Source organism: Bacillus cereus group sp. Bc010 (assembly GCF_027716745.1).
GTDB classification, from domain to species: Bacteria; Bacillota; Bacilli; order Bacillales; family Bacillaceae_G; genus Bacillus_A; species Bacillus_A pacificus.
Genome location: NZ_JAQFUY010000003.1, coordinates 65,319 through 91,882, shown reverse-complemented (window position 1 = coordinate 91,882; position 26,564 = coordinate 65,319). Strand labels below are relative to the sequence as shown.

Here is a 26,564-nt window from a genome sequence, read left to right as displayed (position 1 = left end):
AATATGAAAATTATTGTTCAAAAATTTGGTGGCACATCTGTACGTGATGAAAATGGACGTAAGCATGCGCTTCATCATATAAAAAAATCGCTAGATGCGGGTTATAAAGTAGTGAGTGTCGTATCTGCTATGGGTCGTAAAGGTGAACCATATGCAACTGATACGTTGTTAAGTCTTGTAAATCAAGAGGAATCTCACATTTCTAATCGTGAGCAAGATTTATTATTATCATGCGGAGAATTAATCTCAGCAATCGTTTTCTCTAACATGTTAAATGAGAACGGTATAAAAGCAGCGGCATTAAATGGTGCACAAGCTGGTTTTGTAACAAATGATGATTTTACAAATGCTAAGATTATTGAAATGAATTGTGATCGTATACACGAAGAGCTAGAAAATGTAGATGTAATCGTTGTGACAGGATTCCAAGGACAAACGAAAAAAGGTGATACGACAACACTTGGACGCGGAGGTAGTGATACTTCAGCTTCAGCTTTAGGTGTTGCGCTTCATGCTGAATATATCGATATCTTCACAGATGTAGAAGGTGTGATGACTGCAGATCCTCGCATTGTAAAAGATGCACGTCACCTTCAAACTGTAACGTATAACGAAATTTGTAACATGGCATACCAAGGTGCAAAAGTCGTTCATCCACGTGCAGTTGAAATTGCGATGCATGCAAAAGTACCGCTTCGTGTACGTTCTACGTACTCTGATAGTGAAGGTACGCTTATTTCAGCATCTGACGGCGCTACAAAAGGCCGTGATGTAGAAGAACGTCCTGTTACAGGTATTGCACATGTATCAAATGTGACGCAAATTAAAGTACTTGCAAAAGAAACAGCATATGATTTGCAGCAGCATGTGTTTAAAGAAATGGCGAATGAAGGAATCAGTGTCGATTTAATTAACATTTCACCTACTGGGGTAGCTTATACGGTGAGTGATAATGTATCAAATCGTGCAGTTGAACTATTACAAAACCTTGGATATGAGCCAATTGTGACAGAGCATTGTGCGAAAGTATCTATTGTAGGAGCTGGAATGGCAGGATACCCAGGGGTTACTGCGAAAATCGTTACAGCTTTAGCTGAAAAAGGTATTCAAATTCTGCAATCAGCAGATAGCCATACGACAATTTGGGTTCTTGTAAAAGAAACTGATTTAGTGGAGGCTGTAAATGCATTACATAGTGCGTTTGAGCTTTCAAAAGAAAAGCAACTGGAACAATAAGGAGTGAGACCATGATAGATTTTGGGACAATTGCAACCGCGATGGTAACACCGTTTGATATAAACGGCAATATCGATTTTGCAAAGACAACGAAATTGGTAAATTATTTAATTGATAACGGTACAACAGCAATCGTGGTAGGAGGAACGACAGGAGAATCTCCTACATTAACTTCAGAAGAAAAAGTAGCGTTATATCGCCATGTCGTATCTGTTGTCGATAAAAGGGTGCCCGTAATCGCTGGAACAGGTAGCAATAATACGCATGCTTCTATTGACTTAACGAAAAAAGCAACAGAGGTTGGTGTTGATGCAGTAATGCTAGTAGCACCGTATTATAACAAACCGAGTCAAGAAGGAATGTATCAGCACTTTAAAGCAATTGCTGAAAGCACGCCACTTCCGGTTATGCTATATAACGTTCCAGGACGATCTATTGTACAAATCTCCGTTGATACAGTTGTTCGTTTATCAGAAATAGAAAACATTGTTGCGATTAAAGATGCAGGCGGCGATGTGTTAACAATGACAGAAATCATTGAAAAAACAGCGGACGACTTTGCAGTATACAGCGGTGATGACGGTTTAACGTTACCAGCTATGGCAGTTGGAGCGAAAGGTATCGTTTCTGTAGCATCTCATGTTATCGGAAATGAAATGCAAGAAATGATTGCAGCGTTCCAAGCAGGTGAATTTAAGAAGGCGCAAAAATTACATCAATTACTTGTAAGAGTAACGGATTCATTATTTATGGCGCCAAGCCCAACACCAGTAAAAACAGCATTACAAATGGTTGGATTAGATGTAGGTTCTGTACGTTTACCACTTCTTCCGTTAACAGAAGAAGAAAGAGTAACGTTACAATCTGTTATGCAATCTATCCCTCGTTAATAAAAATGACCTAGTGTAGAACTAGGTCATTTTTTATTTGTATGAAAGTCTTTTCCTCTCTTTTCTTATCTTATCTATATATGTTTTTATAAGATCATTAACTGGTCTTTCATTATATATTGCAACATGTAAAAGAAAATAATCGTAACCCTTTAAAAGAATTAAAAAGTCATAGTTATTATAGAATGAACACTTGTATAAACGTATTAAAATACCAATTCTATTTTTCGGATAAATTGCTTCAAATATGACGTAATTCATAAAAAAAACTTCATTTTATAAGTTTTTTGTTCAATTCTAGAAAAATAAGTCTTGAAAATCTATATTATGAAATGAATTTAGAGTATTTATAGCTATTTCTTCAAAACGATATGGGGTACGAAATCGGAGTAAATATAAAGGACATCAGTTCGATAAGTTTGTTGGGAATGCGTTCTTTTCCTTTTTCTTTCGCACGATTTAACTTGTGTTCTATTTCTTGTATCAGGTATAATATGGCTAAGTAGCTTAGTACGGGTATGCTTAGCAAAATTGGTAAAAATTATAATTTGATTACATTTTCATATCATATCGAATAAGATATTTGATTTATATAATGAAAGAGAGGTGAAACCTGGTTTAAAAAATAAACAAGGACATGATATCGCATAACGGTAAGGACATTCGTCTTGGACGGTGAATATATGGTGGTTGTAGAGTTTCCCCTGGTGTCTCTGCAATTTTAGTGAAATCAGTGTTTGAAAGATTTTTAAACCAGGCAACAACATGAAGAGAAAAGAGAATGAGTCTGTTAAAGTATTTGCTCTTGGTGGAGTAGGTGAAATCGGGAAAAACATGTACTGTGTTGAAATTGATTCTGAAATCTTTATTGTAGATGCAGGGTTAATGTTCCCGGGAGATGAAATGTTTGGAATTGATATCGTTATTCCTGATATTACATATTTAGTAGAAAACCAAGAGCGAGTAAAAGGTTTATTTATTACTCACGGTCATGAAGATCATATTGGTGGCATTGTTTACGTACTTCGTAAATTATCAATTCCAGTGTATGCAACGAAATTAACGGTAGGACTTATACAAGAAAAACTTGGCGAAGCGGGTATGTTAGGCCGTGTAGATTTAAAAACAATCGATTCAAATTCAACAGTAGAATTTAATACTACAACGGTGTCGTTCTTTGGAACAACACATAGTATTCCAGATTCTGTTGGTGTTTGTTTCCATACATCAAAAGGTGCAATCGTATATACGGGAGACTTTAAATTCGATCAAACTCCAATTGGAAATAGTGGAGCAGACCTTGGGAAAATGGCTCAAATCGGAAATGAAGGCGTTCTATGCTTATTATCTGATAGTACAAATGCTGAGCGTCCAGGCTATACAGGTTCTGAAAAAGAAGTTGGTGTAGAAATTTCTAAAGTGTTCTACGGTGCAGAAGGACGTATTATCGTTGCTTCATTTGCATCGAATGTACATCGTATTCAACAAGTATTTGATGCAGCTGCTGAAACAGGACGAAAAGTAGCGGTTGTAGGACGTAGTATGGTGAAAGTGGTAGATATCGCAAGACGTCTTGGTTATTTAGATGTTCCAGAAGGTATGGTTATTTCACTACAAGAAGTAGACAATTTCCCAGAGAAAAAGGTAGCTATTTTAACGACAGGTAGCCAAGGTGAACCGATGGCAGCCCTTTCTAGAATGGCAAAGCAAGCTCATAAACAAATTTCAATTCGTAAAGGTGATACGGTTATTATCGCGGCATCTCCAATTCCAGGTAATGAAATATCTGTATCGAAAATTATTGATTTGTTATTTAGAGCGGGAGCTGAAGTTGTTTATTACGGTGAAAGAAAAGTTCACGTTTCAGGTCACGGTAGCCAAGAAGAATTAAAATTAATGTTAAATTTAATGAAACCGAAATATTTTGTACCCGTACATGGTGAGTTCCGTATGCAAAAAGCACATGCATACTTAGCTGAAGATGTAGGTATTGCAAGAGAAAATATCTTTATTGTAGAAAAAGGCGATGTAATTGGTTTTGGTGACGATGAAGCGAACTTAGTTGGCAAAGTGCAAGCTGGCAATGTGTTAATTGATGGATTAGGTGTAGGTGATGTTGGTAATATCGTTCTTCGAGATAGAAAAATGTTATCTCAAGATGGAATATTAGTAGTTGTTGTAACACTGGGTAAAGATGAAAAGAAAATTATCTCTGGTCCAGAAATCATTTCACGTGGATTTGTATATGTACGTGAATCAGAAGCGTTAATTGACCGTTCTACAGAGATTGTACGTATGATTGTTGAGCAATCAATTAAAGAATATTCAATTGAATGGTCTATGTTAAAACAAAATATTCGTGAATTATTAGGACAGTTCTTGTACGAAGAGACGAAGAGAAAACCTATGATTTTACCGATTATTATGGAAGTATAAAAAAGATCACCTTTACGGGTGATCTTTTTTCTTTTTCACTCTATCGAATGAAATTTATAACTTAAGAAATACTAGTTATATACGAGTGAAAGGGGATGCGATATGACAGAACGTGATCGTTATACAAATGAAGAGAAAGAGGCTGAGCCGAAAGAAACCGGAAAAGAAGCTTCAATAGTGGAAAAAATTCAGCAGCTTGGACAAACGAATGTACCGCAAATGAATGAATCACGTATTCATTGTTTAACAATTGTTGGACAGGTGGAAGGTCATGTTCAGTTGCCACCGCAAAATAAAACAACGAAATATGAGCATATTATTCCGCAAATTGTTGCGATTGAACAAAATCCGAAAATTGAAGGCTTGCTTTTAGTGTTAAATACAGTTGGAGGTGACGTTGAAGCTGGGCTAGCAATTTCTGAGATGGTCGCTTCACTTTCAAAACCGACAGTATCTTTAGTTTTAGGTGGAGGGCATTCTATCGGTGTACCGATTGCCGTTTCTACAGACTATTCATTTATTGCAGAAACTGCGACGATGACAATTCATCCGATTCGTCTAACAGGTCTTGTTATAGGTGTGCCACAAACATTTGAGTATTTAGATAAAATGCAAGAAAGAGTCATTCGCTTTGTGACGAAGCATTCGAAAGTAACGGAAGATCGTTTTAAAGAGCTTATGTTTGCGAAAGGGAATTTGACGCGAGATATTGGTACGAATGTAATTGGTGGAGATGCAGTGAAGTATGGTCTTATAGATGATGTCGGTGGTATCGGAAATGCGATTCGAAAATTAAACGAATTAATAGATGGTCGCGCGGATGATCATGCAGAAGGGACAATGTTACAATGATTTTATATACAATTATGCCAGAGCAACTCGTGTATCCAGCCGATTATTCGCAATGTGAAAGTCAAAAAGTCGTAAATATAAATGGTGTTGAATTAATGGTTTCAGAAGAAGAACATGGGTATTATTCTATTGTACGCGTGTTAAGTACGGATCCGCTTCACTACTTAGAGTTTGAGCCGGGACAGAAAATAACCTTTTAGCAAAAAGAAGGATTTTGTTTAGAAGCTATGGTATAATATAAAAAACAAGACGGTTGAGCAGCCATGAGAGGGCTGCTTTCTTCTGTTTATTTAACATTTTACAAGAAGTGTAAAAATAGAAGATATAAAGACCTGAAAAAATAGAGAAAACAAACATATAAGCAGAGTTTTTTAGGAAGTTTTACTTATATGTAGATCACGAGGTGAAGAAATGGCAAAACAAAAGCAAAGAGGGACGAAGGCAAAGACAAGACGTACGATAAAGCCAACTTTGTATTATGAAATCGTCGGTTTAACTCTTTTTGCACTTTCAATCATTACGATTTTACAGCTAGGCGTTGTAGGAAAATCGTTTGTGTTATTTTTTCGCTTCTTCTTTGGTGAGTGGTACATAATTGGTGTGTTAGGTGTAATAGCTTTATCCGTTTCATTCGTTATAAAACGTGGATGGCCGAACCTTTTAAATAAACGGTTAATCGGTTTTTATTTAATAGTATTGGCGATATTAATGTTTAGTCATATTACATTATTTAACCTTCTTACGAAAGATGGAGCAGTGCAAAATACTTCTGTTATTGTAAGTACGAAAGATAATTTCTTTCTTGAAATGAAAAAAGGGCCAGATAGCGTTCATTTAGGTGGTGGCATGTTTGGTGCACTTATGTTCGCGACTTGTTACTTCTTATTTGACGAAGTAGGAGCTTATATTATTGGTATTATTTTAGTTATTCTCGGTATACTTTGTATAACAAATAAGCATATTGGAGAAGTGTTAGCTCCAGTTGGCAGAATTCTTAGAAGTCAATTTCAAGTGATGCAAGGGGACTATAAAGATTGGAGAGCCAAAAGAACGGCTGAACAAACAGAAAAGAAAAAAACAACAAGAAGCACAAGGAGCAAACGCGCTGCAGAACATGAAGAAATTATTGAGCCGATGGAAGAAATCTCAATTGATCCTCCGATTATTTCGAATTTCACTGAGAATTATCCTGTAAATGAAGAAGAGGATAAACGAATTGAAGTAGAGGAAGAAGAGTTAATCACTTCACCGTTTATTGAAGAGGCTCCACCAGTTGAAGAGCCGAAGAAAAAGCGTGGAGAAAAAATCGTTGAATCGCTAGAGGGGGAAACACAAGCACCTCCTATGCAATTTTCAAATGTAGAAAATAAAGATTACAAGCTTCCTGCGCTTGATATATTGAAATTTCCAAAGAATAAGCAAGTTACAAATGAAAATGCGGAAATTTATGAGAATGCTCGTAAATTAGAACGTACTTTCCAAAGTTTTGGAGTGAAAGCGAAAGTAACAAAAGTACATAGAGGTCCTGCAGTTACAAAATATGAAGTGTATCCTGATATGGGAGTAAAGGTAAGCAAAATCGTCGGTTTAAGTGATGATTTAGCACTTGCGTTAGCGGCGAAAGACATTCGTATTGAAGCGCCTATTCCCGGGAAATCAGCTGTAGGAATTGAAGTTCCGAACTCAGAAGTCTCTATGGTAACGCTTAGAGAAGTTCTTGATTCTAAAGCTAACAATCATCCGGAAGAGAAGTTGTTAATAGGTCTTGGACGAGATATTACAGGTGAAGCTGTATTAGCCCGTTTAAATAAAATGCCCCATTTGCTAGTGGCAGGTGCGACAGGTAGCGGGAAAAGTGTATGTATTAACGGTATTATTGTTAGTATTTTAATGCGTGCAAAACCACATGAAGTAAAATTAATGATGATTGATCCGAAAATGGTAGAGTTAAATGTATATAACGGTGTGCCTCATTTGTTAACACCAGTTGTAACGGATCCGAAAAAGGCATCGCAAGCATTGAAAAAAGTTGTGAGTGAAATGGAGCGCCGTTATGAATTATTTGCTCATAGTGGCACGCGAAATATTGAAGGATATAATGACTATATAAAAGAGCATAATAATCAATCAGAAGCGAAACAACCCGAATTACCTTATATTGTCGTAATTGTGGACGAGTTAGCAGATTTAATGATGGTTGCTTCATCGGATGTAGAGGATGCGATTATGCGTCTAGCGCAAATGGCTCGTGCTGCCGGTATTCATTTAATTATTGCAACGCAGCGTCCGTCAGTTGATGTCATTACGGGAGTTATTAAAGCAAATATTCCATCACGTATTGCATTCGCTGTATCTTCTCAAACAGACTCTCGTACAATTCTTGACGGCGGTGGTGCAGAGAAACTGCTAGGTCGTGGAGATATGCTATTTATACCAATTGGTGCATCGAAGCCCGTACGTGTACAAGGTGCGTTTTTATCAGATGATGAAGTTGAGAGAGTTGTAGAATATGTTATTGGTCAACAAAAAGCGCAATATCAAGAAGATATGATTCCGCAAGATGTTCCTGATACGAAGCAGGAAGTAGAAGATGAATTATATGATGAAGCAGTTCAGCTCGTAGTGGAAATGCAAACAGCATCGGTTTCTATGTTACAACGTAGGTTTAGAGTTGGTTATACACGTGCTGCCCGTTTAATTGATGCAATGGAAATGAATGGTGTAGTAGGTCCGTATGAAGGTAGTAAACCACGTGAAGTGCTCATTAATGATGTACAAGAAAAAAGTTCATAAAAAAAGCCTAATTGTTTTTACAATTAGGCTTTTTTATATGCTGGTTTTGTTATATACTATATTCAGCAATAAAGAAAGGGCTTACATTTAAGGCGATTCTTTAGAATACGAATACTTTGGTGTGGTTTTTTGTGAACGTTCGATATTTAATGTAGAAAATTGTTAAATTTTGTTGACACGTATGGGAGCAAGTGGTAAGATTACTTCGAAAAGAATCACTGCCTCATATAATCTTGGAGATAAGGTCCATAAGTTTCTACCTGGCAACCATGAATTGCTAGACTATGAGGGGAAAAGTGTGTAACAAAGGATGTAAGAGATCTTTGTGCCGAACTTTTTCTCGCTATGAGGAATGTTTGTGGTGCAAAGTTTTTTTTATGCAGTAAAGAGTGAAAATTTCATCTTAAAAAATTATTAATATTTATTCGACAATTATGCCTGTTTTTAGTATTTAGCAATTTTTATTATGTTGTAAGTTGAAAAAAGAGAAAAGAAGTCTTACATCAGAGGTCGAATAATTGAAATGCGGGGGAGTCTTATGTCAGTAAAATCCGATAGTCGTCACCTATATTTACGGGTGATTGATCACATCAAAGAAAAAATTAAAGATGGGGCTTACAAAGAAAGACAAAAGTTACCATCAGAGTTTGATTTAGCGAAAGAACTTGGCGTAAGTAGAGCGACTTTAAGGGAAGCGCTGCGTATTTTAGAAGAAGAAAATGTTGTCATTCGCAGACATGGTGTAGGAACATTTGTAAATGCAAAGCCGTTATTTTCTTCTGGGATTGAACAACTTTCTAGTATTACAGATATGATTTCTAGTGTGGGGAAAACACCAGGAACTATCTTTTTATCATCATCTACAACAAGTTTAACAGAGGAAGAAAAAGAGAAGTTTAATAGTGAAGATGGTTTTAATGCAGTGATGATTGAGCGTGTGCGTACAGCAGATGGGGAACCTGTTGTATATTGTATCGATAAACTTGCAAAAGAGATATTGCCAGATTTATCGGGATACAACGAAGAATCATTGCTTACAGTGATACATAACAATACGCACAAACGTATCACATACGCAGTTGCTCACATTGAGCCGATTGGCTATCATCCGAAAATCTCACCGATTTTGGAATGTGAACCGGAAACGGCACTGCTAGTGTTAAAACAAATGCACTATGATCAAAATGATGAGCCAATCTTATATTCTATCAATTATTTTAGAGCTGATAAGTTTAGCTTCCACGTATTAAGAAAACGTATGTAGGTGAGTTCCTTTTTAGGGAGGTGACAGCAAGAAGTTAGGGACAGCAGCGTATAAAAAAATAGACAAATCATTTCAGGAGGGGTTTCTAGTATGAAGAAAAAAACAGGTCTTTTATTATCATTAACATTAGCAGCAAGTGCGGTGTTAGGTGCATGTGGTAACTCGGATAAAGCGAGTAGCGACAAAAAAGAGTTTAAAGTTGGTATGGTTACAGATGTTGGGGGCGTTGATGACAAATCATTTAACCAATCAGCTTGGGAAGGTTTAACGAAGTTCGGTAAAGACAATGACTTAAAGAAAAATGAAGGATATCGTTATCTTCAATCTAGTAAAGATGCGGATTATATCCCGAATTTAACGAAATTTGCGAAAGATCATTATAACACAACATTTGGTATTGGTTACTTAATGGAAAAATCAATTGCAAAGGTAGCTGAACAATATCCAAAAGAGCAATTTGCGATTGTAGATACAGTTGTAGAGAAGCCGAACGTAACAAGTATTACATTTAAAGACCATGAAGGTTCATTCCTAGTTGGTGCTGTAGCAGCGATGACGACAAAATCAAATAAAGTTGGGTTTGTTGGTGGTGTAAAAAGCCCATTAATTACAAAATTTGAATCAGGCTTTAAAGCTGGTGCAAAAGCAGTAAATCCAAATATCGAAATCGTATCACAATATGCTGATGCGTTTGATAAACCAGAAAAAGGCTCTGTATTAGCTTCAGCAATGTACGGTGGTGGAGTTGACGTAATTTACCATGCTTCAGGTGCAACTGGTAACGGTGTATTCACAGAAGCGAAAAACCGTAAGAAAAAAGGTGAAAACGTTTGGGTAATCGGTGTTGACCGTGACCAAAATCAAGAAGGTATGCCTGAAAACGTAACTTTAACATCAATGGTAAAACGTGTTGATATTGCAGTAGCAAAAGTAGCACAAGAAGCGAAAGATGGTAAATTAAAAGGCGGTAAAGTAGAAGAATTCGGATTAAAAGATGACGGTGTTGGTATTGCGAAAACTACTGACAATGTGAAAAAAGTAAATCCAGAAATCTTAACAAAAGTAGAAGAGTTTGAGAAGAAAATCACTGACGGTGAAATTAAAGTCCCTGCAACTGACGAAGAATATAAAACATATGAAGCTTCTCTAAAGAAATAATAATAGAGAAATAGCAAAGGTTAGTTCGTAGAACTAACCTTTGCATATATATAAATACTTTTAATAGAGTGTAATTAGGGAGTGTTCCCTGCTAAAAGGAGGAACAAAATGGAATACGTAATTGAGATGAACAATATTACAAAAGTATTCCCAGGCATTGTAGCGAATGATGATATTACGCTGCAAGTAAAACAGGGAGAAATACATGCTTTACTTGGAGAAAATGGTGCAGGGAAATCCACATTGATGAATGTACTATTTGGTTTGTACCAACCAGAACAAGGTGAAATTAAAATTAAAGGAAAACCTGTAAAAATTACAAATCCGAATATAGCAAATGACCTTGGTATTGGGATGGTCCATCAGCATTTTATGCTTGTTCATAATTTTACAGTTACAGAGAATATTATTCTTGGAAATGAGCCGAAGAAAAACGGGAAAATTGCTGTTGAAGAGGCGGCAAAAGAAATTAAGCAATTATCTGAACAGTATGGTTTGGCTGTTGATCCACATGCGAAAATTGAGGATATTTCTGTTGGGATGCAGCAAAGGGTTGAAATATTAAAGACTCTTTATCGTGGTGCTGAGATTTTAATATTTGATGAGCCAACCGCGGTGTTAACTCATCAAGAAATTCATGAGTTGATTCAAATTATGAAAAAGCTTGTGCAAGAGGGGAAATCTATTATCCTTATTACACATAAGTTGAAAGAAATTATGGAAGTTTGCGATCGTTGTACAATTATTCGTAAAGGTAAGGGGATTGGTACTGTTGATGTAGCGGAAACGGATGAGCATAAACTTGCAGAGTTAATGGTCGGACGTCAAGTGAATTTTAAAACAGAAAAAATAGAAGCTAAACCAATGGAAGAAGTACTATCTATTGCAAACCTAATTGTTCATGATACGCGCAAGTTACCTGCTGTAAAAGGCCTTGACTTAACTGTTCGTGCAGGAGAAATCGTTGGGATTGCAGGGATTGATGGGAATGGTCAAAGTGAATTAATAGAGGCGATTACTGGTTTACGAAAAGTTGAGTCAGGTTCTATTGCAATTAAAGGAAAAGAAATAACGAATTGGCCTGTTCGAAGAATAACAGAAGAGGGGATTGGTCATATTCCTGAAGACCGTCATAAACACGGACTTGTTCTCGATTTTTCTGTTCGGGACAATATTGTTTTACAAACATACTATAAAAATCCATTTTCAAAGAAAGGGATTTTAAATTTTAGTAAAATTACAGAAAAAGCGAAAGCACTTATTGAACAGTTTGATGTACGTACACCTAGTGAACAAACGTTAGCTCGCGCTCTATCTGGTGGAAACCAACAAAAGGCAATTATTGCACGTGAGGTAGATCGTAATCCAGATTTATTAATTGCAGCACAGCCAACACGTGGTTTAGATGTAGGTGCGATTGAATTTATTCATAAAAAATTAATTGAGCAGAGAGATAATGGTAAGGCAGTATTACTTTTATCTTTAGAGCTGGATGAAATTTTAAATGTAAGTGATCGAGTGGCTGTTATATATGAAGGGAAAATTGTAGCGATTGTCGATGCGAAAGAAACAAATGAACAACAGCTTGGATTATTAATGGCCGGCGGGACAGGGAAAGAGAAGGTGAACACAAATGGCTAAAAAATTTTTAACAGAACGAACAATTAATATTTTAGTACCTGTGTTATCCGTAGTTTTCGGTTTACTTGTTGGTGCCATTGTAATGTTAGTTAGTGGATATGATCCAATTGTTGGATATGCCGCGCTTTGGGAAGGGATGGTTGGCAATCCACAAGCTATCGGTGAGACGTTGCGTACAATGATTCCGCTTGTATTAGCTGGTCTTTCAGTAGCATTTGCATTTCGTACAGGTCTTTTCAATATTGGAGTGGAAGGACAATTATTAGTTGGGTGGCTTGCTGCTGTTTGGTTTGGATATGCAGTGTCGTTACCAGCAATTTTGCATATTCCGTTATCTATTTTAGTGGCAGCAATTGTCGGCGGTTTATGGGGGGTTATACCTGGATATTTAAAAGGGAAACTTAAAGTAAATGAAGTAATTGTTACAATTATGATGAACTACATTGCACTTTATGTTACGTATGATCTTATTAAACGTTTTATCCACGAAGGTAATGAAAAATCTTATGACGTACAAGCAAGTGCTTCGTTAGCTTCTGATTGGTTATCTTCATTGACAGATGGATCTCGTTTACACTGGGGAATTGTTGTGGCTATTATCATTGCGATTGTAATGTGGTTCTTATTAGATAGAACAACGTTAGGGTATGAATTAAAATCGGTTGGTTTTAACCAAAATGCCTCTCAATACGCAGGAATGAAAGTATCGCGTAATGTTGTATTATCAATGACAATTGCTGGTGCTTTTGCAGGAATTGGTGGAGCTATGGAAGGATTAGGGACATTCCAAAGTATGACAGCAATGTCTTCGTTTACTGGTATTGGATTTGATGGGATTGCGGTAGCACTTTTAGGCGGAAATAATCCATTTGGTATACTATTAGCAGCTTTACTGTTTGGTGGTTTGAAAAGTGCAGCACCACAAATGAATTTCGAAGCAGATGTACCTTCGGAGTTAATTAACGTTATTATTGCATGTATTATTTTCTTTGTAGCGTGCAGTTATGTTTTACGCTGGGCACTTACACGCATGAGCAAGGAGGGGAAATAAATGAGCTTTTTAGATATTTTAGCCATTCTTGTGACGGGTACGTTATATACGGCAGCGCCACTTATTTTTACGGCGTTAGGTGGAGTGTTCAGTGAACGTTCTGGAGTTGTAAATATAGCGTTAGAAGGTTTAATGTTATTTGGTGCATTTATTGGTATTGTTACAACGTTATTAATGGGTGATACGTGGGGGTCGATGACTCCTTGGATTGCATTATTATTTGCAGCAATTGGTAGTGGATTGTTTGCACTTCTTCACGCAGTAGCATCCATTACATTCCGTGCAGATCAAGTAGTAAGCGGAGTAGCAATTAACTTCTTAGCACTTGGTTTAACAGTATTTGCGATTAAGAAAATCTTTGGCAAAGGACAAACTGATTTCATTCAATACCGCATTGAAAAAATCGATGTTCCGGGTCTTTCGGATATTCCGGTAATCGGAAAAATCTTTTTCTCTAATGTACCGTTAACATCATATATTGCTATTATTTTAGCGTTTGTCGTTTGGTATATCATTTATAAAACGCCGTTCGGTCTTCGTCTTCGTGCGGTTGGTGAGCATCCAATGGCAGCGGATACGATGGGGATTAACGTATATAAAATGCGTTATATTGCAGTTGCTATATCTGGAATGTTTGCAGGAGTTGGTGGAGCGGTCTTCGCTATGTCGATTTCTGGTAACTTCTCAGGTGCTACAATTACTGGACAAGGTTTCTTAGCGTTAGCAGCAATGATTTTCGGTAAATGGAATCCACTCGGTGCTCTTGGAGCGGCTCTGTTCTTCGGATTTGCTCAATCATTAGGAATAACAGGTGGTACAATTCCAGTACTAAAAGAAATTCCAAGTGTATTCTTAACGATATTACCGTATGTATTCACAATATTAGCGCTTGTTGGTTTTGTAGGTCGTTCTGAAGCTCCGAAAGCATTAGGAACTCCTTATGAAAAAGGAAAACGATAAGTATAAAAAAAGCTCGCACATTAGTGCGGGCTTTTTTACATAGACTATATTTAATACGGAATTTTACTATGTTCCTTACATATTACAGTTTTTAGAAAGGGCCTAATGTAAGTATAGTGAGGAAGAAAAGTTGATTTTTTATTTCTAAAAACTGTATATTGAAGAGGAATATTCCTATATACGTAAAGGAGGGCTATAAATGAAACTGATGGAACAACAGTTACATGAGCTAGGTGGTTTACGAGTACATATTATTCCAACTGATAAATATAAAACAAATACATTTGTATTTCGTTTGAAAGCACCTTTAAATGAGGAGACGGTGACAGAGCGTGCCCTATTGCCATACGTATTGCAAAGTGCGACAGAAAAGCTTCCTTCTGTAATTCGTCTTCGTCAATATTTAGAAGAATTATATGGATCTTCTTTGGCAGTAGATGTAAGTAAAAAAGGAGAAGACCATATCATCTCTATTTATGTAGACATTGCAAATGAAGTATATTTACATGATGCACCACCGTTATTTGAAAAAGCGCTTTCTATGTTATCTGATATCGTTTTGCATCCAGCGACAGAGGGGAATGGTTTTCTACCTTCTATCGTGGAAAGTGAAAAGAGAGCGCTCTTGCAACGAATTGAAGCGACTTATGATGATAAAATGCGTTATGCAAACGAGCGTTTAATTGAAGAAATGTGCAAAGTAGAACCGTATCGTTTAAGCGCAAATGGGAAAAAAGAGAGTGTTTCTTCTATTACAAATGAAAGTTTGTATCAATATTATCAAAAAGTGTTAGCAGAGGATGAAATGGATCTATACATTATTGGTGATATTTCAGAAAACGCAGTTGATCTTGTAAGTAAGTATTTTTCTATTTCAGCACGTCCTGTGAGGGAAAGAAATGTACTTCTTCATAAGAGAAATAATGAAGAAAAAGAAGTTGTGGAAAAACAAGAATTAAAACAAAGTAAATTACACATCGGTTATCGTACATTTATTACGTATAAAGACGAAGATTATTTTGCGCTGCAATTGTTCAATGGATTGTTTGGAGGATTTTCTCATTCGAAGTTATTCGTTAACGTTCGTGAAAAAAATAGTTTAGCGTACTACGCAGCATCTCGCTTTGAAAGTCATAAAGGTTTATTATTTGTCATGTCAGGAATCGAAGCGAAAAATTATGAAAAAGCGGTTGAGATTATTAAAGAGCAAATGCTTGCAATGCAAAATGGTGATTTTTCTGAAGAAGAGATGCATCAAACGAAAAGTGTTATTCGAAATCAAATATTAGAAGCAATTGATACACCGCGCGGATTTGTGGAAATGCTGTATCATGGTATTATTTCAGATCGTACGCGTCCGGTTGAAGAATGGCTTACAGGTATTGAAAGTGTGACGAAAGAAGAGATTGTGAAAGTTGCTAAAAATATTGAACTAGATACAATTTACTTTTTACAAGGAACGGAGGGAGAATAAATGGAGAAAATTGTTTATGAGCAATTAAAAGAGACACTCTATTATGAAAAACTTCCTAATGGATTAGATGTATATATTTTACCGAAGCAAGGATTTAATAAAACATTTGCAACGTTTACGACAAAATATGGTTCTGTGGATAATACATTCGTACCACTAGGTAAAGAAGAGATGATTCGTGTGCCGGATGGGATTGCTCATTTTCTTGAGCATAAATTATTTGAAAAAGAAGATCACGATGCGTTCCAATTGTTTAGTAAACAAGGGGCATCGGCAAATGCTTTCACATCATTCACAAGAACAGCTTACCTTTTTTCATGTACATCAAATGTAGAACAAAATTTAAATACATTGTTAAATTTCGTACAAGAGCCTTACTTTTCTGAAAAAACAGTTGAAAAAGAGAAGGGTATCATTGGGCAAGAAATTCAAATGTATCAAGATAATCCAGATTGGCGCTTATATTTTGGGTTAATTGATAGCTTGTTTGTAAAGCACCCGATTAAAATTGATATTGCGGGTACAATCGAGTCTATTAGTAAAATTACGAAAGACCTACTATATGAATGTTATGAAACGTTTTATCATCCAAGTAATATGTTAATGTTTGTTGTAGGTGCAATCGATCCAGAGAAAACGATGGATTTGATACGTGAAAATCAAGCGAAAAAAGATTATAAAAATCAACCGGAAATAGTACGTTCATTCGAAGAAGAACCAGATGAGGTAAATGAAAAGAAGAAAATTATTTCAATGCCTGTACAAACACCGAAATGTTTAGTTGGTATTAAAGCGACAAACTTAAAAGAAAAAGGAGAAGCCCTTTTAAAACAAGAAATTGCGCTTACGTTACTTTTAGATTATTTATTTGGGAAAAGTTCTGTTCATTACGAATCTTTATATAATGAAGGACTCATTGATGATTCGTTCTCGTATGATTATACGGAAGAGAATAACTTCGGTTTTGCAATGGTTGGCGGCGATACGAAGCAACCTGATGAACTGGAAGAGCGTTTGAAAGGTATTTTATTAAACACAAATTATGATCAATTAGATGAGGCGGCATTAGAACGAGTAAAGAAAAAGAAAATAGGTGGCTTTTTACGCTCCTTGAATTCACCAGAATATATTGCAAATCAATTTACACGATATGCGTTTAATGAATCGAGTCTGTTTGATGCATTGACTGTATTAGAAAGTTTAACGGTTCAAGATTTACAAGAAGTAGCAAAATTATTATTATCAGAAGAAAAAATGAGCGTTTGTCAAGTTTTACCGAAAAAATAAAAGGTTTCACAATAATACCCTCATCTTATCATTGATAAATTGTAAGATGAGGATATTATTTATTTGTGGGGAAAAGATTTTTTGAGATAAGAGAGGAATTGTATGAAAAAGTATGCATTAGTAACTGGAGGAAGCGGAGGGATTGGCTCTGCTATTTCGAAACAATTAATTCAAGATGGATATACAGTATATGTTCATTATAATAACAGTGAAGAGAAAGTGAATGAGTTGCAGAAAGAATGGGATGAAGTAATTCCTGTTCAAGCGAATTTAGCTTCTACTGATGGGGCAGAGCAATTGTGGAAACAAATTGAACATCCTCTTGATGTTATCGTATATGCAGCTGGGAAGAGTATATTTGGACTCGTAACAGATGTAACGAACGATGAATTGAATGATATGGTAGAACTTCAAGTGAAGAGTATCTATAAATTATTATCAATGGCACTGCCTTCAATGATTCAGCGGAGAAGTGGTAATATTGTACTTGTTTCGTCTATATGGGGACAAATTGGTGCATCATGTGAAGTGCTTTACTCGATGGTAAAAGGTGCGCAAAATTCATATGTGAAAGCTTTAGCAAAAGAAGTTTCATTAAGTGGAATAAGGGTGAACGCGGTGGCGCCAGGTGCAATTGAAACGGAAATGTTAAACGTATTTTCAGAAGAGGATAAGAATGAAATTGCAGAAGAGATTCCGTTAGGTAGGCTGGGATTGCCAGAAGAAGTAGCAAAAACAGTGTCGTTTCTTGTATCTCCAGGTGCATCTTATATAACGGGACAAATTATCGGAGTGAACGGCGGTTGGCATTGTTAAAAATTTCTTACATAAAAAATGAAAAACTGTACAAATTAAGCATGATTCTATTACTAAGTAGTGAGGTGCTTACACATGTCAGTTTTAGATAATTTTGATCAATGGAAGAGCTTTTTAGGAGAACGTTTAGAGCAAGCGCAAGGAAAAGGTCTTGATGGTGGTGCTGTATCAGATATGGCATTTCGTGTTGGTGACTATTTAGCGAATGAAGTAGAAGCACGCAACGATCAAGAGAAACTATTAGCTGAGCTTTGGAAAGTTGCTGACGAACAAGAGCAACATACAATCGCAAACTTAATGGTAAAGTTTGTACAACATAAGTAAAAAATAGAGAGGAGATTCTCCTCTCTATTTTTTTTTGTATAATAATTGAAAGGGATAGATTATACATTTAGCTTCCCTATTAAGGTGAAATCATATAATATAGTACGTAGGTGTAAAGTAAGCAAGGGGAGTGATCTTGGATGATTGAATGGTATTTTGAATATGAAATACATAAAAACCGACCTGGCTTGCTTGGTGACGTTTCTTCGTTAATCGGTATGCTCGGCATTAATATTGTCACAATTAATGGTGTAGATAATGCAAGGCGTGGATTACTCCTTATGTGTGATAATCAAGAGCAAATCTCTAGACTTGAATCAATTTTAAATACGATGGATAACATAACGGTAACGAAATATCGTCCGCCAAAGCTAAGAGATAAGCTAGCGGTTAGACATGGTAGGTACATACAACGAGATGCAGATGATAAGAAGACATTTCGGTTTGTGCGTGATGAATTAGGGTTACTTGTAGACTTTATGGCTGAAATAATGAAAAAAGAAGGCCATAAGCTAATTGGTATACGAGGAATGCCTCGTGTTGGAAAAACAGAATCCATTGTTGCCGCAAGTGTTTGTGCAAATAAAAGATGGTTATTTGTATCGTCTACTCTTATTAAGCAAACTGTTCGTAGTCAATTGATTGAAGATGAGTATAGCGACGACAATATTTTCATCTTAGATGGAATCGTGTCAACAAAGCGTGCTAACGAAAGGCATTGGCAGCTTGTTCGTGAAATTATGAGATTGCCTGCAACGAAAGTTGTGGAACATCCTGACGTATTTGTGAGTCAGTCAGAATACACATTGGATGATTTTGATTATATTATCGAGTTGCGTAACGATTATGATGAAGAGATTCAATATAATTTAGTAGATGAAATTGAGCAAGGTACGCAAAATAATTTCTCTATGTTTGACTTTTAAAGAAATATTGAGGTGTTAGTAGTGACAGAATTAGGACAAAAGCTGAAAGAAGCAAGAGGAACGAAAGGCTTGTCTATTGATCAGCTGCATGAGATTACAAAAATTCAAAAACGCCATTTAGTAGCGATTGAGGAAGGCAATTATGATGTATTGCCAGGAGCTTTTTATGCGCGTGCATTCATTAAACAATACGCAGATGCGGTTGGATTAAATGGAGAAGAACTGCTTGTGGAATATCAGAGTACGATACCGCAATCTGAAAAACGTGACGTTCCACAAGTATCAACTGGACAAAAAACGCAAGAAACAATGCAAAAGTCTTCATCATGGCCAATTGCAGATCATATGCCAAAAATCTTAGTTGCGCTGTTAGTTATTGCAATTGGAGTAGTAATTTGGTTTGTTTTCCAAGCGTTGACTGGAAAAGATGATGAGAAAGTTCCGAATGCTCAAAGCGAGAAAATTGAAGTTAAAAAAGCGGAAAACTCTCCGTTAGATACGAAAAAAGATGAAGTGAAAGCGGAAGAGCCGAAAAAAGAAGAACCGAAAAAAGAAGAGCCAAAGAAAGAAGAACAACCAGCGCAACAAACGGGACAACAAGAAATCAAAGTAATTGGGACAACTGGTAAGGAATCCACTTTGGAAATTCATAATAATAAAACGTTAGAACTAGAAATTACAACAAAAGGCGCAAGTTATGTAGGTATTAAAAATGAGGCAGGAAATGATATCTTTAGTGGAACAATAGAGGAAGGTCAAACTCAAAAATATGATTTATCAACAGCGAAAGTGGTAAACCTTAATATAGGAAGTGCACCGAATGTTGAATTTAAATTAAATGGCCAAGTCGTTACATTCCCGTTGAATCCAGAAGAGAATTATCATCAAAAATTCTTGATTAAAAATCTAGGGATAGAGCAACCTGCACAATAACAGTCATCGCTTCGATGACTTTTTTCAATGAACAAATGTTTTTGATATGATGGAGGAATAGCTGTGAATTTACCAAATAAAATTACAATATCTAGAATCTGCTTAATTCCAATTTTTATGGTAATTATGTTAGCGCCCTTTGATTGGGGTTCATACACAATTGGTGATGTTAATTTACCAATTCAACATTTAGTAGGAGCGCTTATCTTTATTGTTGCTTCGGCTACAGATTGGATTGATGGACATTACGCAAGAAAGTATAATCTTGTAACGAATTTAGGGAAGTTCCTTGACCCGTTAGCTGATAAATTACTTGTTTCAGCGGCACTTATCACGTTAGTTGAGATGCAATACGTACCTGCTTGGATCGTTATTGTCATTATAAGCCGTGAGTTTGCGGTAACTGGTTTACGTCTTGTACTTGCTGGAACAGGGGAAGTAGTTGCGGCAAATCAACTAGGGAAAATTAAGACGTGGACACAAATCATCGCGATTGCGGCATATTTATTACACGATGTGCCTTTAAATTTAATCCATATTCCAGTTGCTGATATTTTTATATGGATTGCATTAATTTTTACTGTTATTTCAGGATGGGATTATTTCTGGAAAAATAGAGCTGCTTTTGTAAACTCAAAATAGAAGTTTATGGGGGGAATTGGGATGAAAGCTGAAATTATTGCGGTTGGAACAGAATTATTACTTGGACAAATTGCAAATACAAACGCCCAGTTTTTATCTGAAAAGTTAGCTTCAATTGGCATTAATGTGTACTACCATACTGTAGTTGGAGATAATAACAAACGATTACAGCAGGCGATTGAAGTTGCAGAAGAGCGTGCGGACATGCTTATTTTTACAGGTGGATTAGGCCCGACAAAAGATGATTTGACGAAGGAAACAATTGCGTCTAGCTTAGGGGAAGAGCTTGTATATGACGAAAATGCATTAGCATTAATAAGCGATTATTTTAAGCGTACAGGTCGTGAGTTCACTGAAAATAATAAAAAGCAGGCACTCGTTTTGAATGGGGCAAATGTATTTGCAAATGATCACGGTATGGCACCTGGTATGGGGTTAAATAAGAACGGAAAAGTTTATATTTTATTACCAGGACCACCGAAAGAGATGAAGCCAATGTATGTAAGTTATGTAGAGCCTTTTTTACGTAACTTTACAACAGGAGAAAACATTTATTCTCGCGTGCTTCGCTTCTTCGGAATTGGAGAATCTCAATTAGAGGTGAAAGTTCAAGATTTAATTGATGGACAAACGAATCCGACAATTGCCCCGCTTGCCAATGATGGAGAAGTGACATTACGTTTAACTGCTAAACATCAAAATGTTGATGAAGCAGAGAAACTCATTCAGCATGTGGAAGATTTGATTTTAGAAAGAGTAGGAGAGTTTTTCTACGGGTATGACCAAGAGTTTCTGCATTATAAGGCGATAGAGTTATTGAAGAAAAAAGGATTAACTTTAGCGTGTGCGGAAAGTTTAACAGGTGGTCTCTTCGGTAATCAAGTAACAGAAAGTGCTGGTGTATCTTCCGTATTTAAAGGCGGTGTCATTTGTTATCATAATGATGTGAAGCAACATGTATTACATGTACCTGAGGAAGTGTTGTCTACTGACGGTGCAGTTAGTAAAGAATGTGCTCGTTATCTTGCTGAAAATGTTAAAGAATTATTAAAAGCGGATATCGGAATTAGTTTCACTGGGGTAGCAGGACCAGATGCTTCAGAACATAAAGAGCCGGGAACTGTATTTGTTGGATTGGCGATTAAAGATGAACCAACTGTAGTCTTTCCTCTAAATTTAAGCGGAAGTCGTCAACAAATTAGGGAACGCTCAGCAAAATATGGATTTTATCATTTGTATAAAAAGCTAGAAGAGATATAAGTCTCTTTTAGCTTTTTTTAATGGTTAAATGCGGTTATATTTAATGGAAAATAAAAAAATCGAATAAATGTTCGATTTTTGTTGGCAAATTGAATTGAAAATAGGTATAATAAGATTAGCAATTCAGTTAAGGAGGAATTTTGAATGAGTGATCGTCAAGCAGCGTTAGATATGGCGTTAAAACAAATAGAGAAGCAATTCGGTAAAGGTTCAATTATGAAATTAGGAGAACAAGCAGAGCGTAAAGTTTCTACGGTTTCTAGTGGTTCTTTAGCACTAGATGTGGCACTAGGAGTAGGCGGATACCCACGTGGCCGTATTATCGAAATTTACGGACCTGAAAGTTCAGGTAAAACAACAGTTTCATTACATGCAATTGCAGAAGTACAGCGCCAAGGTGGACAAGCGGCGTTCATCGATGCTGAGCATGCAATGGATCCTGTATATGCACAAAAATTAGGTGTTAACATCGATGAATTACTATTATCACAACCTGATACAGGGGAGCAAGGTTTAGAAATCGCAGAGGCACTTGTACGAAGTGGTGCGGTTGATATTATCGTAATTGACTCTGTAGCAGCTCTTGTACCAAAAGCTGAGATTGAAGGAGACATGGGTGACTCACACGTAGGTTTACAAGCTCGTCTAATGTCTCAAGCACTTCGTAAACTTTCAGGTGCAATTAATAAATCAAAAACAATCGCAATCTTTATTAACCAAATTCGTGAAAAAGTTGGGGTTATGTTCGGAAATCAACTACAAGTTGCTTAATCGTAAAGATTAAGGAGTTTACCATGGGTTTCCCTTGCTAGTGATAGCATGTTAAAAAACCTTGTGAACCTTATTGCCTAAGGGTGTAACTATTCATATAGTTGCTAACGGTGAAGCCCACCATTATTTAGGGTAATACCGTGCCAAGCTCCATAGTGATATGGGGAAGGTGTAGAGACTACCGAAAAGGACTTTTAGTTAACTGAGTAGGGTACGGCAGATGATAGGCTACTGCTGGAAGTGCAAGGCTCTCTGTAAAGAGATGAAGAGATAGTCCGGACTATAGAGATGGAAAATCTATAGATAGTGCCAGAAACAACTCCAGGTGGTCGTGCGTTGAAATTCTATTCAACTGTTCGTCTTGAAGTACGTCGTGCGGAGCAATTAAAACAAGGTAACGACATTGTTGGTAATAAAACAAAAGTAAAAGTAGTTAAAAATAAAGTGGCACCACCATTCCGTGTTGCGGAAGTTGATATTATGTACGGAGAAGGTATTTCAAGAGAAGGTGAAATCTTAGATATGGCTTCTGAACTTGATATCGTTCAAAAGAGTGGTGCTTGGTACTCTTATAATGAAGAACGCTTAGGACAAGGTCGTGAAAATTCGAAGCAGTTCTTAAAAGAAAATACGGATTTAAGAGAAGAAATTGCCTTCTTTATTCGTGAGCATCACGGAATTAGCGAAGATTCAGGTGCTGAAGATATGGAAGATCCAAGTCTTCTTGATTAAAGTGGGATAAAAGACACGGCTTCGTGTCTTTTATTTTTGTATCATTATGAAAGCGTTGTATATTGTTGGAGATAAAATATTTAATCCATCTAAAAGATTATGTGTACAGAGGGATATATGCGTGTTTTACATGAATAAACTGGAATTTACTAAGGTTTTCCAGGATAATATGCTCTCTGCTTTTTACATTCCTATATAAATTAGAGCTGAAGGTAAAGAAAGTAAAAGTAGACAACGCTTGACAATGAAAATTGCGATAGATACAATGAGAATGTATATTTTTTCTTATATACGAAACACTCTTCTCAAGAAGAGAAGTAATATTCGGAGTAAGATTTAAATCTTGCCGAAATAATAATATGACATTTTAATTGTGAAATGAAGAAAGTCCCTTAAAAAAGCGGGACGACGGTCTTTGCTGTATGTTGGTATTCAATGTACATGCCGACAGTCTTTTTTCATTCATAGCAAGGGGAGGTGAAATCATGAGTAGTACAGTTTGGATACTCATCTCCATTTTGCTTGCAACAGTCGGTGCAGTTGTTGGCTTTTTTGTTCGAAAGTCTATTGCTGAAGCGAAGATTAATGGTGCAGCCAATGAAGCGAAACGTATTCTAGACGAAGCGAATCGTGAGGCTGAAGCACTTAAGAAAGAAGCGCTTTTAGAAGCAAAGGATGAAATTCATACACTTCGTACAGAAGCTGAATTAGAAATTCGTGACCGTAGAAGCGAATTACAAAAACAAGAAAATCGTTTAATGCAAAAAGAAGAGAACCTTGATCGTAAAGACGAAACGCTCGATAAACGCGAGCTACAGTTAGAAAAGAAAGAGGAATCTCTTGTAGCGAGACAACAACAGATTGAAGAGTTGGAAAGCAAAGTGGGAGAGTTAGTTCAAAAGCAACAAACAGAATTAGAGCGCATTTCCAATCTGACACGCGAACAAGCGAAAGCAATTATTCTTGGTAAAGTAGAAAGTGAAGTTTCTCATGAAATTGCCGTAATGGTAAAAGAAAGTGAAGTTCGTGCGAAAGAAGAAGCAGATAAGAAAGCAAAAGAGATTTTATCTCTTGCAATGCAGAGATGTGCAGCTGATCATGTTGCTGAAACAACCGTTTCGGTTGTAAATCTTCCAAATGACGAAATGAAGGGACGTATTATCGGACGTGAAGGTCGAAATATTCGTACGTTAGAAACGTTAACAGGTATTGACCTAATTATCGATGATACACCAGAAGCGGTTATCCTATCTGGATTCGACCCAATTCGTCGTGAAACAGCTCGTATCGCTCTTGATAAACTAGTACAGGACGGACGTATTCACCCAGCGCGTATTGAAGAGATGGTCGAAAAATCAAGACGTGAAGTGGACGAGTATATTCGCGAAGTCGGAGAGCAAACAACATTTGAAGTGGGTGTTCACGGATTACATCCAGATTTAATTAAGATTTTAGGTCGTTTAAAATACCGTACAAGTTACGGGCAAAACGTCTTAAAACACTCTATGGAAGTGGCATATTTAACTGGACTTATGGCAGCAGAGCTTGGTGAGGATGAAAAACTAGCAAGACGTGCTGGTCTATTACATGATATCGGTAAAGCGATTGACCATGAAGTAGAAGGTAGCCACGTTGAAATTGGTGTTGAACTCGCAACGAAATATAAAGAGCATCCTGTAGTTATAAACAGTATTGCATCTCACCACGGAGACACAGAACCAACTTCTATCATTGCAGTTTTAGTTGCAGCAGCAGATGCATTATCAGCTGCAAGACCTGGAGCTCGTAGTGAAACACTTGAGAACTATATTCGTCGTCTTGAAAAGTTAGAAGAGATTTCAGAGTCTTATGAAGGCGTAGAAAAATCTTTCGCAATTCAAGCAGGACGAGAAGTTCGTATTCTGGTAAAACCAGATACAATTGATGATTTAGAAGCTCATCGTTTAGCTCGTGATATTCGAAAACGCATTGAAAATGAACTGGATTACCCAGGGCATATTAAAGTAACTGTTATTCGTGAAACACGTGCAGTGGAATACGCAAAATAAAGTGGTGAAACACCACTTTATTTTTTTGTGTTGGAATTGGTTAAAATAAAGGAAATTAGTTATACCTAGCATACAAGTGAAACAAACTTATAATAAATATATTGTAAGATAATTACTTGAAGCTATAGTAATAAAAAATGTAGTACATAGGAAGGGTAAGACATATGAGAATATTATTTGTTGGGGATGTAGTAGGATCTCCTGGTAGAGGTATGATTCAACAATACGTACCGGCATTAAAGAAGAAATATACACCTACAGTAACCATTATTAATGGAGAAAATGCAGCAGGTGGACGTGGAATTACGGAAAAAATATATCGAAACTTTTTAGAATGCGGAGCACAAGCGGTTACACTTGGAAATCACGCTTGGGATAACCGTGAAGTATTTGAATTTATTGATGATGCAAAATATCTTGCGAGACCAGCTAACTTCCCAGAAGGAACTCCAGGAAAAGGGCTTATTTTTGTGAACTGTAATGGAACAGAAGTTGCAGTTATTAACTTACAAGGACGTACGTTCCTTCCTCCAATTGATTGTCCATTCCGTAAAGTGGATGAATTAATTAACATTGCGAAAAAACGTACGAATATTATTTTTGTTGATTTCCATGCGGAAACTACAAGCGAAAAACAAGCGTTAGGTTGGTATGTAGATGGTCGTGCTACAGCGGTAGTAGGTACACATACGCATGTTCCTACAGCAGATAATCGCATTTTACCAAGCGGAACGGCATATATCACAGATGTTGGTATGACAGGGCCGTACGATGGAATTTTAGGTATGGACCGAGAAGCAGTATTGAAGAAGTTTTTAACAAACTTACCAGTACGATTTGAAGTGACAAATGGTAGAACACAATTAAGTGCAGTGCTAATTGATGTGGATCCTAATACAGGAAAAGCTAAGAAAATTGAGCGTATCTTAATTAATGATGATCAGCCATTTTTTGAGTAATTTCCATTAAAATTTAGATAAGTTATTATTTTTTAATTTTTTAGAAAAATTACAGAAATTTAGCAGGAATACGTGTCATTCCTCGTGAATATAAGTTAAAGTGAAATAATT

General features: G+C 36.5%; 21 protein-coding genes, 2 pseudogenes and 1 riboswitch. All 23 genes and pseudogenes read left to right on the top strand.

Annotated elements, in window-relative coordinates; genetic code table 11:
• The first annotated feature begins 3 nt into the window (after positions 1–3).
• The gene (gene dapG, locus PDQ68_RS05875; RefSeq protein ID WP_061183971.1) at positions 4–1,236 is read left to right on the top strand and encodes an aspartate kinase; all 1,233 of its coding nucleotides are present in this window, start codon (positions 4–6) and stop codon (positions 1,234–1,236) included.
• Positions 1,237–1,247: 11 nt separating this feature from the next.
• A complete protein-coding gene (gene dapA / locus PDQ68_RS05870) occupies positions 1,248–2,126 on the top strand; it encodes a 4-hydroxy-tetrahydrodipicolinate synthase (protein ID WP_000564761.1) in 879 nt (292 codons plus the stop codon).
• 765 nt (positions 2,127–2,891) lie between these two features.
• Complete coding sequence (locus tag PDQ68_RS05865; protein ID WP_000823085.1) at positions 2,892–4,562, top strand: ribonuclease J; 1,671 nt, start codon at positions 2,892–2,894, stop codon at positions 4,560–4,562.
• 102 nt (positions 4,563–4,664) lie between these two features.
• Complete coding sequence (tepA, locus tag PDQ68_RS05860; RefSeq protein ID WP_000139814.1) at positions 4,665–5,414, top strand: translocation-enhancing protein TepA; 750 nt, start codon at positions 4,665–4,667, stop codon at positions 5,412–5,414.
• Positions 5,411–5,614: a YlzJ-like family protein gene (locus PDQ68_RS05855; RefSeq protein WP_000605027.1), complete on the top strand. Its 204-nt coding sequence runs from the start codon at positions 5,411–5,413 to the stop codon at positions 5,612–5,614. The genes tepA and PDQ68_RS05855 overlap by 4 nt, the downstream gene beginning before the upstream one ends.
• A gap of 211 nt (positions 5,615–5,825) precedes the next feature.
• A complete protein-coding gene (locus PDQ68_RS05850) occupies positions 5,826–8,207 on the top strand; it encodes a DNA translocase FtsK (RefSeq protein WP_001118800.1) in 2,382 nt (793 codons plus the stop codon).
• Positions 8,208–8,410: 203 nt separating this feature from the next.
• Positions 8,411–8,512, top strand: a riboswitch (purine riboswitch).
• Between the two features lie 233 nt (positions 8,513–8,745).
• Positions 8,746–9,471 (top strand): GntR family transcriptional regulator, encoded by a 726-nt coding sequence (locus PDQ68_RS05845; RefSeq protein ID WP_000114176.1) that lies wholly within the window; start codon positions 8,746–8,748, stop codon positions 9,469–9,471.
• Positions 9,472–9,561: 90 nt separating this feature from the next.
• Positions 9,562–10,629, top strand: a complete 1,068-nt coding sequence (locus PDQ68_RS05840; RefSeq protein WP_000730592.1) for a BMP family lipoprotein — start codon at positions 9,562–9,564, stop codon at positions 10,627–10,629.
• Positions 10,630–10,737: 108 nt separating this feature from the next.
• On the top strand, positions 10,738–12,270 hold the full coding sequence (locus PDQ68_RS05835) for an ABC transporter ATP-binding protein (protein WP_270786618.1): 1,533 nt from the start codon (positions 10,738–10,740) through the stop codon (positions 12,268–12,270).
• Complete coding sequence (locus tag PDQ68_RS05830) at positions 12,263–13,321, top strand: ABC transporter permease (RefSeq protein ID WP_061183973.1); 1,059 nt, start codon at positions 12,263–12,265, stop codon at positions 13,319–13,321. Before PDQ68_RS05835 ends, PDQ68_RS05830 begins: the two co-directional genes overlap by 8 nt.
• Entirely contained in the window at positions 13,322–14,281 is a 960-nt protein-coding gene (locus tag PDQ68_RS05825; RefSeq protein WP_000008842.1) for an ABC transporter permease, read from the top strand. It abuts the gene before it with no gap.
• A gap of 199 nt (positions 14,282–14,480) precedes the next feature.
• Positions 14,481–15,755, top strand: coding sequence for an EF-P 5-aminopentanol modification-associated protein YfmF (gene yfmF / locus PDQ68_RS05820; RefSeq protein WP_061183974.1), 1,275 nt, complete (start codon positions 14,481–14,483; stop codon positions 15,753–15,755).
• Positions 15,756–17,042 carry an EF-P 5-aminopentanol modification-associated protein YfmH gene (yfmH, locus tag PDQ68_RS05815; protein WP_000411947.1) on the top strand — a complete coding sequence of 429 codons (1,287 nt, stop codon included), beginning with the start codon at positions 15,756–15,758 and terminating at the stop codon, positions 17,040–17,042.
• Between the two features lie 102 nt (positions 17,043–17,144).
• A complete protein-coding gene (ymfI, locus tag PDQ68_RS05810; protein WP_000759611.1) occupies positions 17,145–17,858 on the top strand; it encodes an elongation factor P 5-aminopentanone reductase in 714 nt (237 codons plus the stop codon).
• A 75-nt stretch (positions 17,859–17,933) separates the two neighbouring features.
• A complete protein-coding gene (locus PDQ68_RS05805) occupies positions 17,934–18,182 on the top strand; it encodes a DUF3243 domain-containing protein (RefSeq protein ID WP_000114454.1) in 249 nt (82 codons plus the stop codon).
• Between the two features lie 140 nt (positions 18,183–18,322).
• Positions 18,323–19,108, top strand: coding sequence for a DUF3388 domain-containing protein (locus PDQ68_RS05800; RefSeq protein WP_000574107.1), 786 nt, complete (start codon positions 18,323–18,325; stop codon positions 19,106–19,108).
• A gap of 21 nt (positions 19,109–19,129) precedes the next feature.
• Positions 19,130–20,041, top strand: a complete 912-nt coding sequence (locus tag PDQ68_RS05795; RefSeq protein WP_000137481.1) for a helix-turn-helix domain-containing protein — start codon at positions 19,130–19,132, stop codon at positions 20,039–20,041.
• A gap of 63 nt (positions 20,042–20,104) precedes the next feature.
• The gene (gene pgsA, locus PDQ68_RS05790) at positions 20,105–20,683 is read left to right on the top strand and encodes a CDP-diacylglycerol--glycerol-3-phosphate 3-phosphatidyltransferase (RefSeq protein WP_016718296.1); all 579 of its coding nucleotides are present in this window, start codon (positions 20,105–20,107) and stop codon (positions 20,681–20,683) included.
• A gap of 21 nt (positions 20,684–20,704) precedes the next feature.
• Positions 20,705–21,943 carry a competence/damage-inducible protein CinA gene (cinA, locus tag PDQ68_RS05785; protein WP_270786616.1) on the top strand — a complete coding sequence of 413 codons (1,239 nt, stop codon included), beginning with the start codon at positions 20,705–20,707 and terminating at the stop codon, positions 21,941–21,943.
• A 144-nt stretch (positions 21,944–22,087) separates the two neighbouring features.
• A pseudogene (recA, locus tag PDQ68_RS05780) lies at positions 22,088–22,696 on the top strand (recombinase RecA); the annotation flags it as partial.
• 327 nt (positions 22,697–23,023) lie between these two features.
• Positions 23,024–23,446: pseudogene (locus tag PDQ68_RS05775) on the top strand (recombinase RecA family protein); the annotation flags it as partial.
• Between the two features lie 485 nt (positions 23,447–23,931).
• Positions 23,932–25,494, top strand: a complete 1,563-nt coding sequence (rny, locus tag PDQ68_RS05770; RefSeq protein ID WP_061183976.1) for a ribonuclease Y — start codon at positions 23,932–23,934, stop codon at positions 25,492–25,494.
• A gap of 164 nt (positions 25,495–25,658) precedes the next feature.
• Positions 25,659–26,453, top strand: a complete 795-nt coding sequence (locus PDQ68_RS05765; RefSeq protein ID WP_001221095.1) for a TIGR00282 family metallophosphoesterase — start codon at positions 25,659–25,661, stop codon at positions 26,451–26,453.
• Positions 26,454–26,564: the final 111 nt, after the last annotated feature.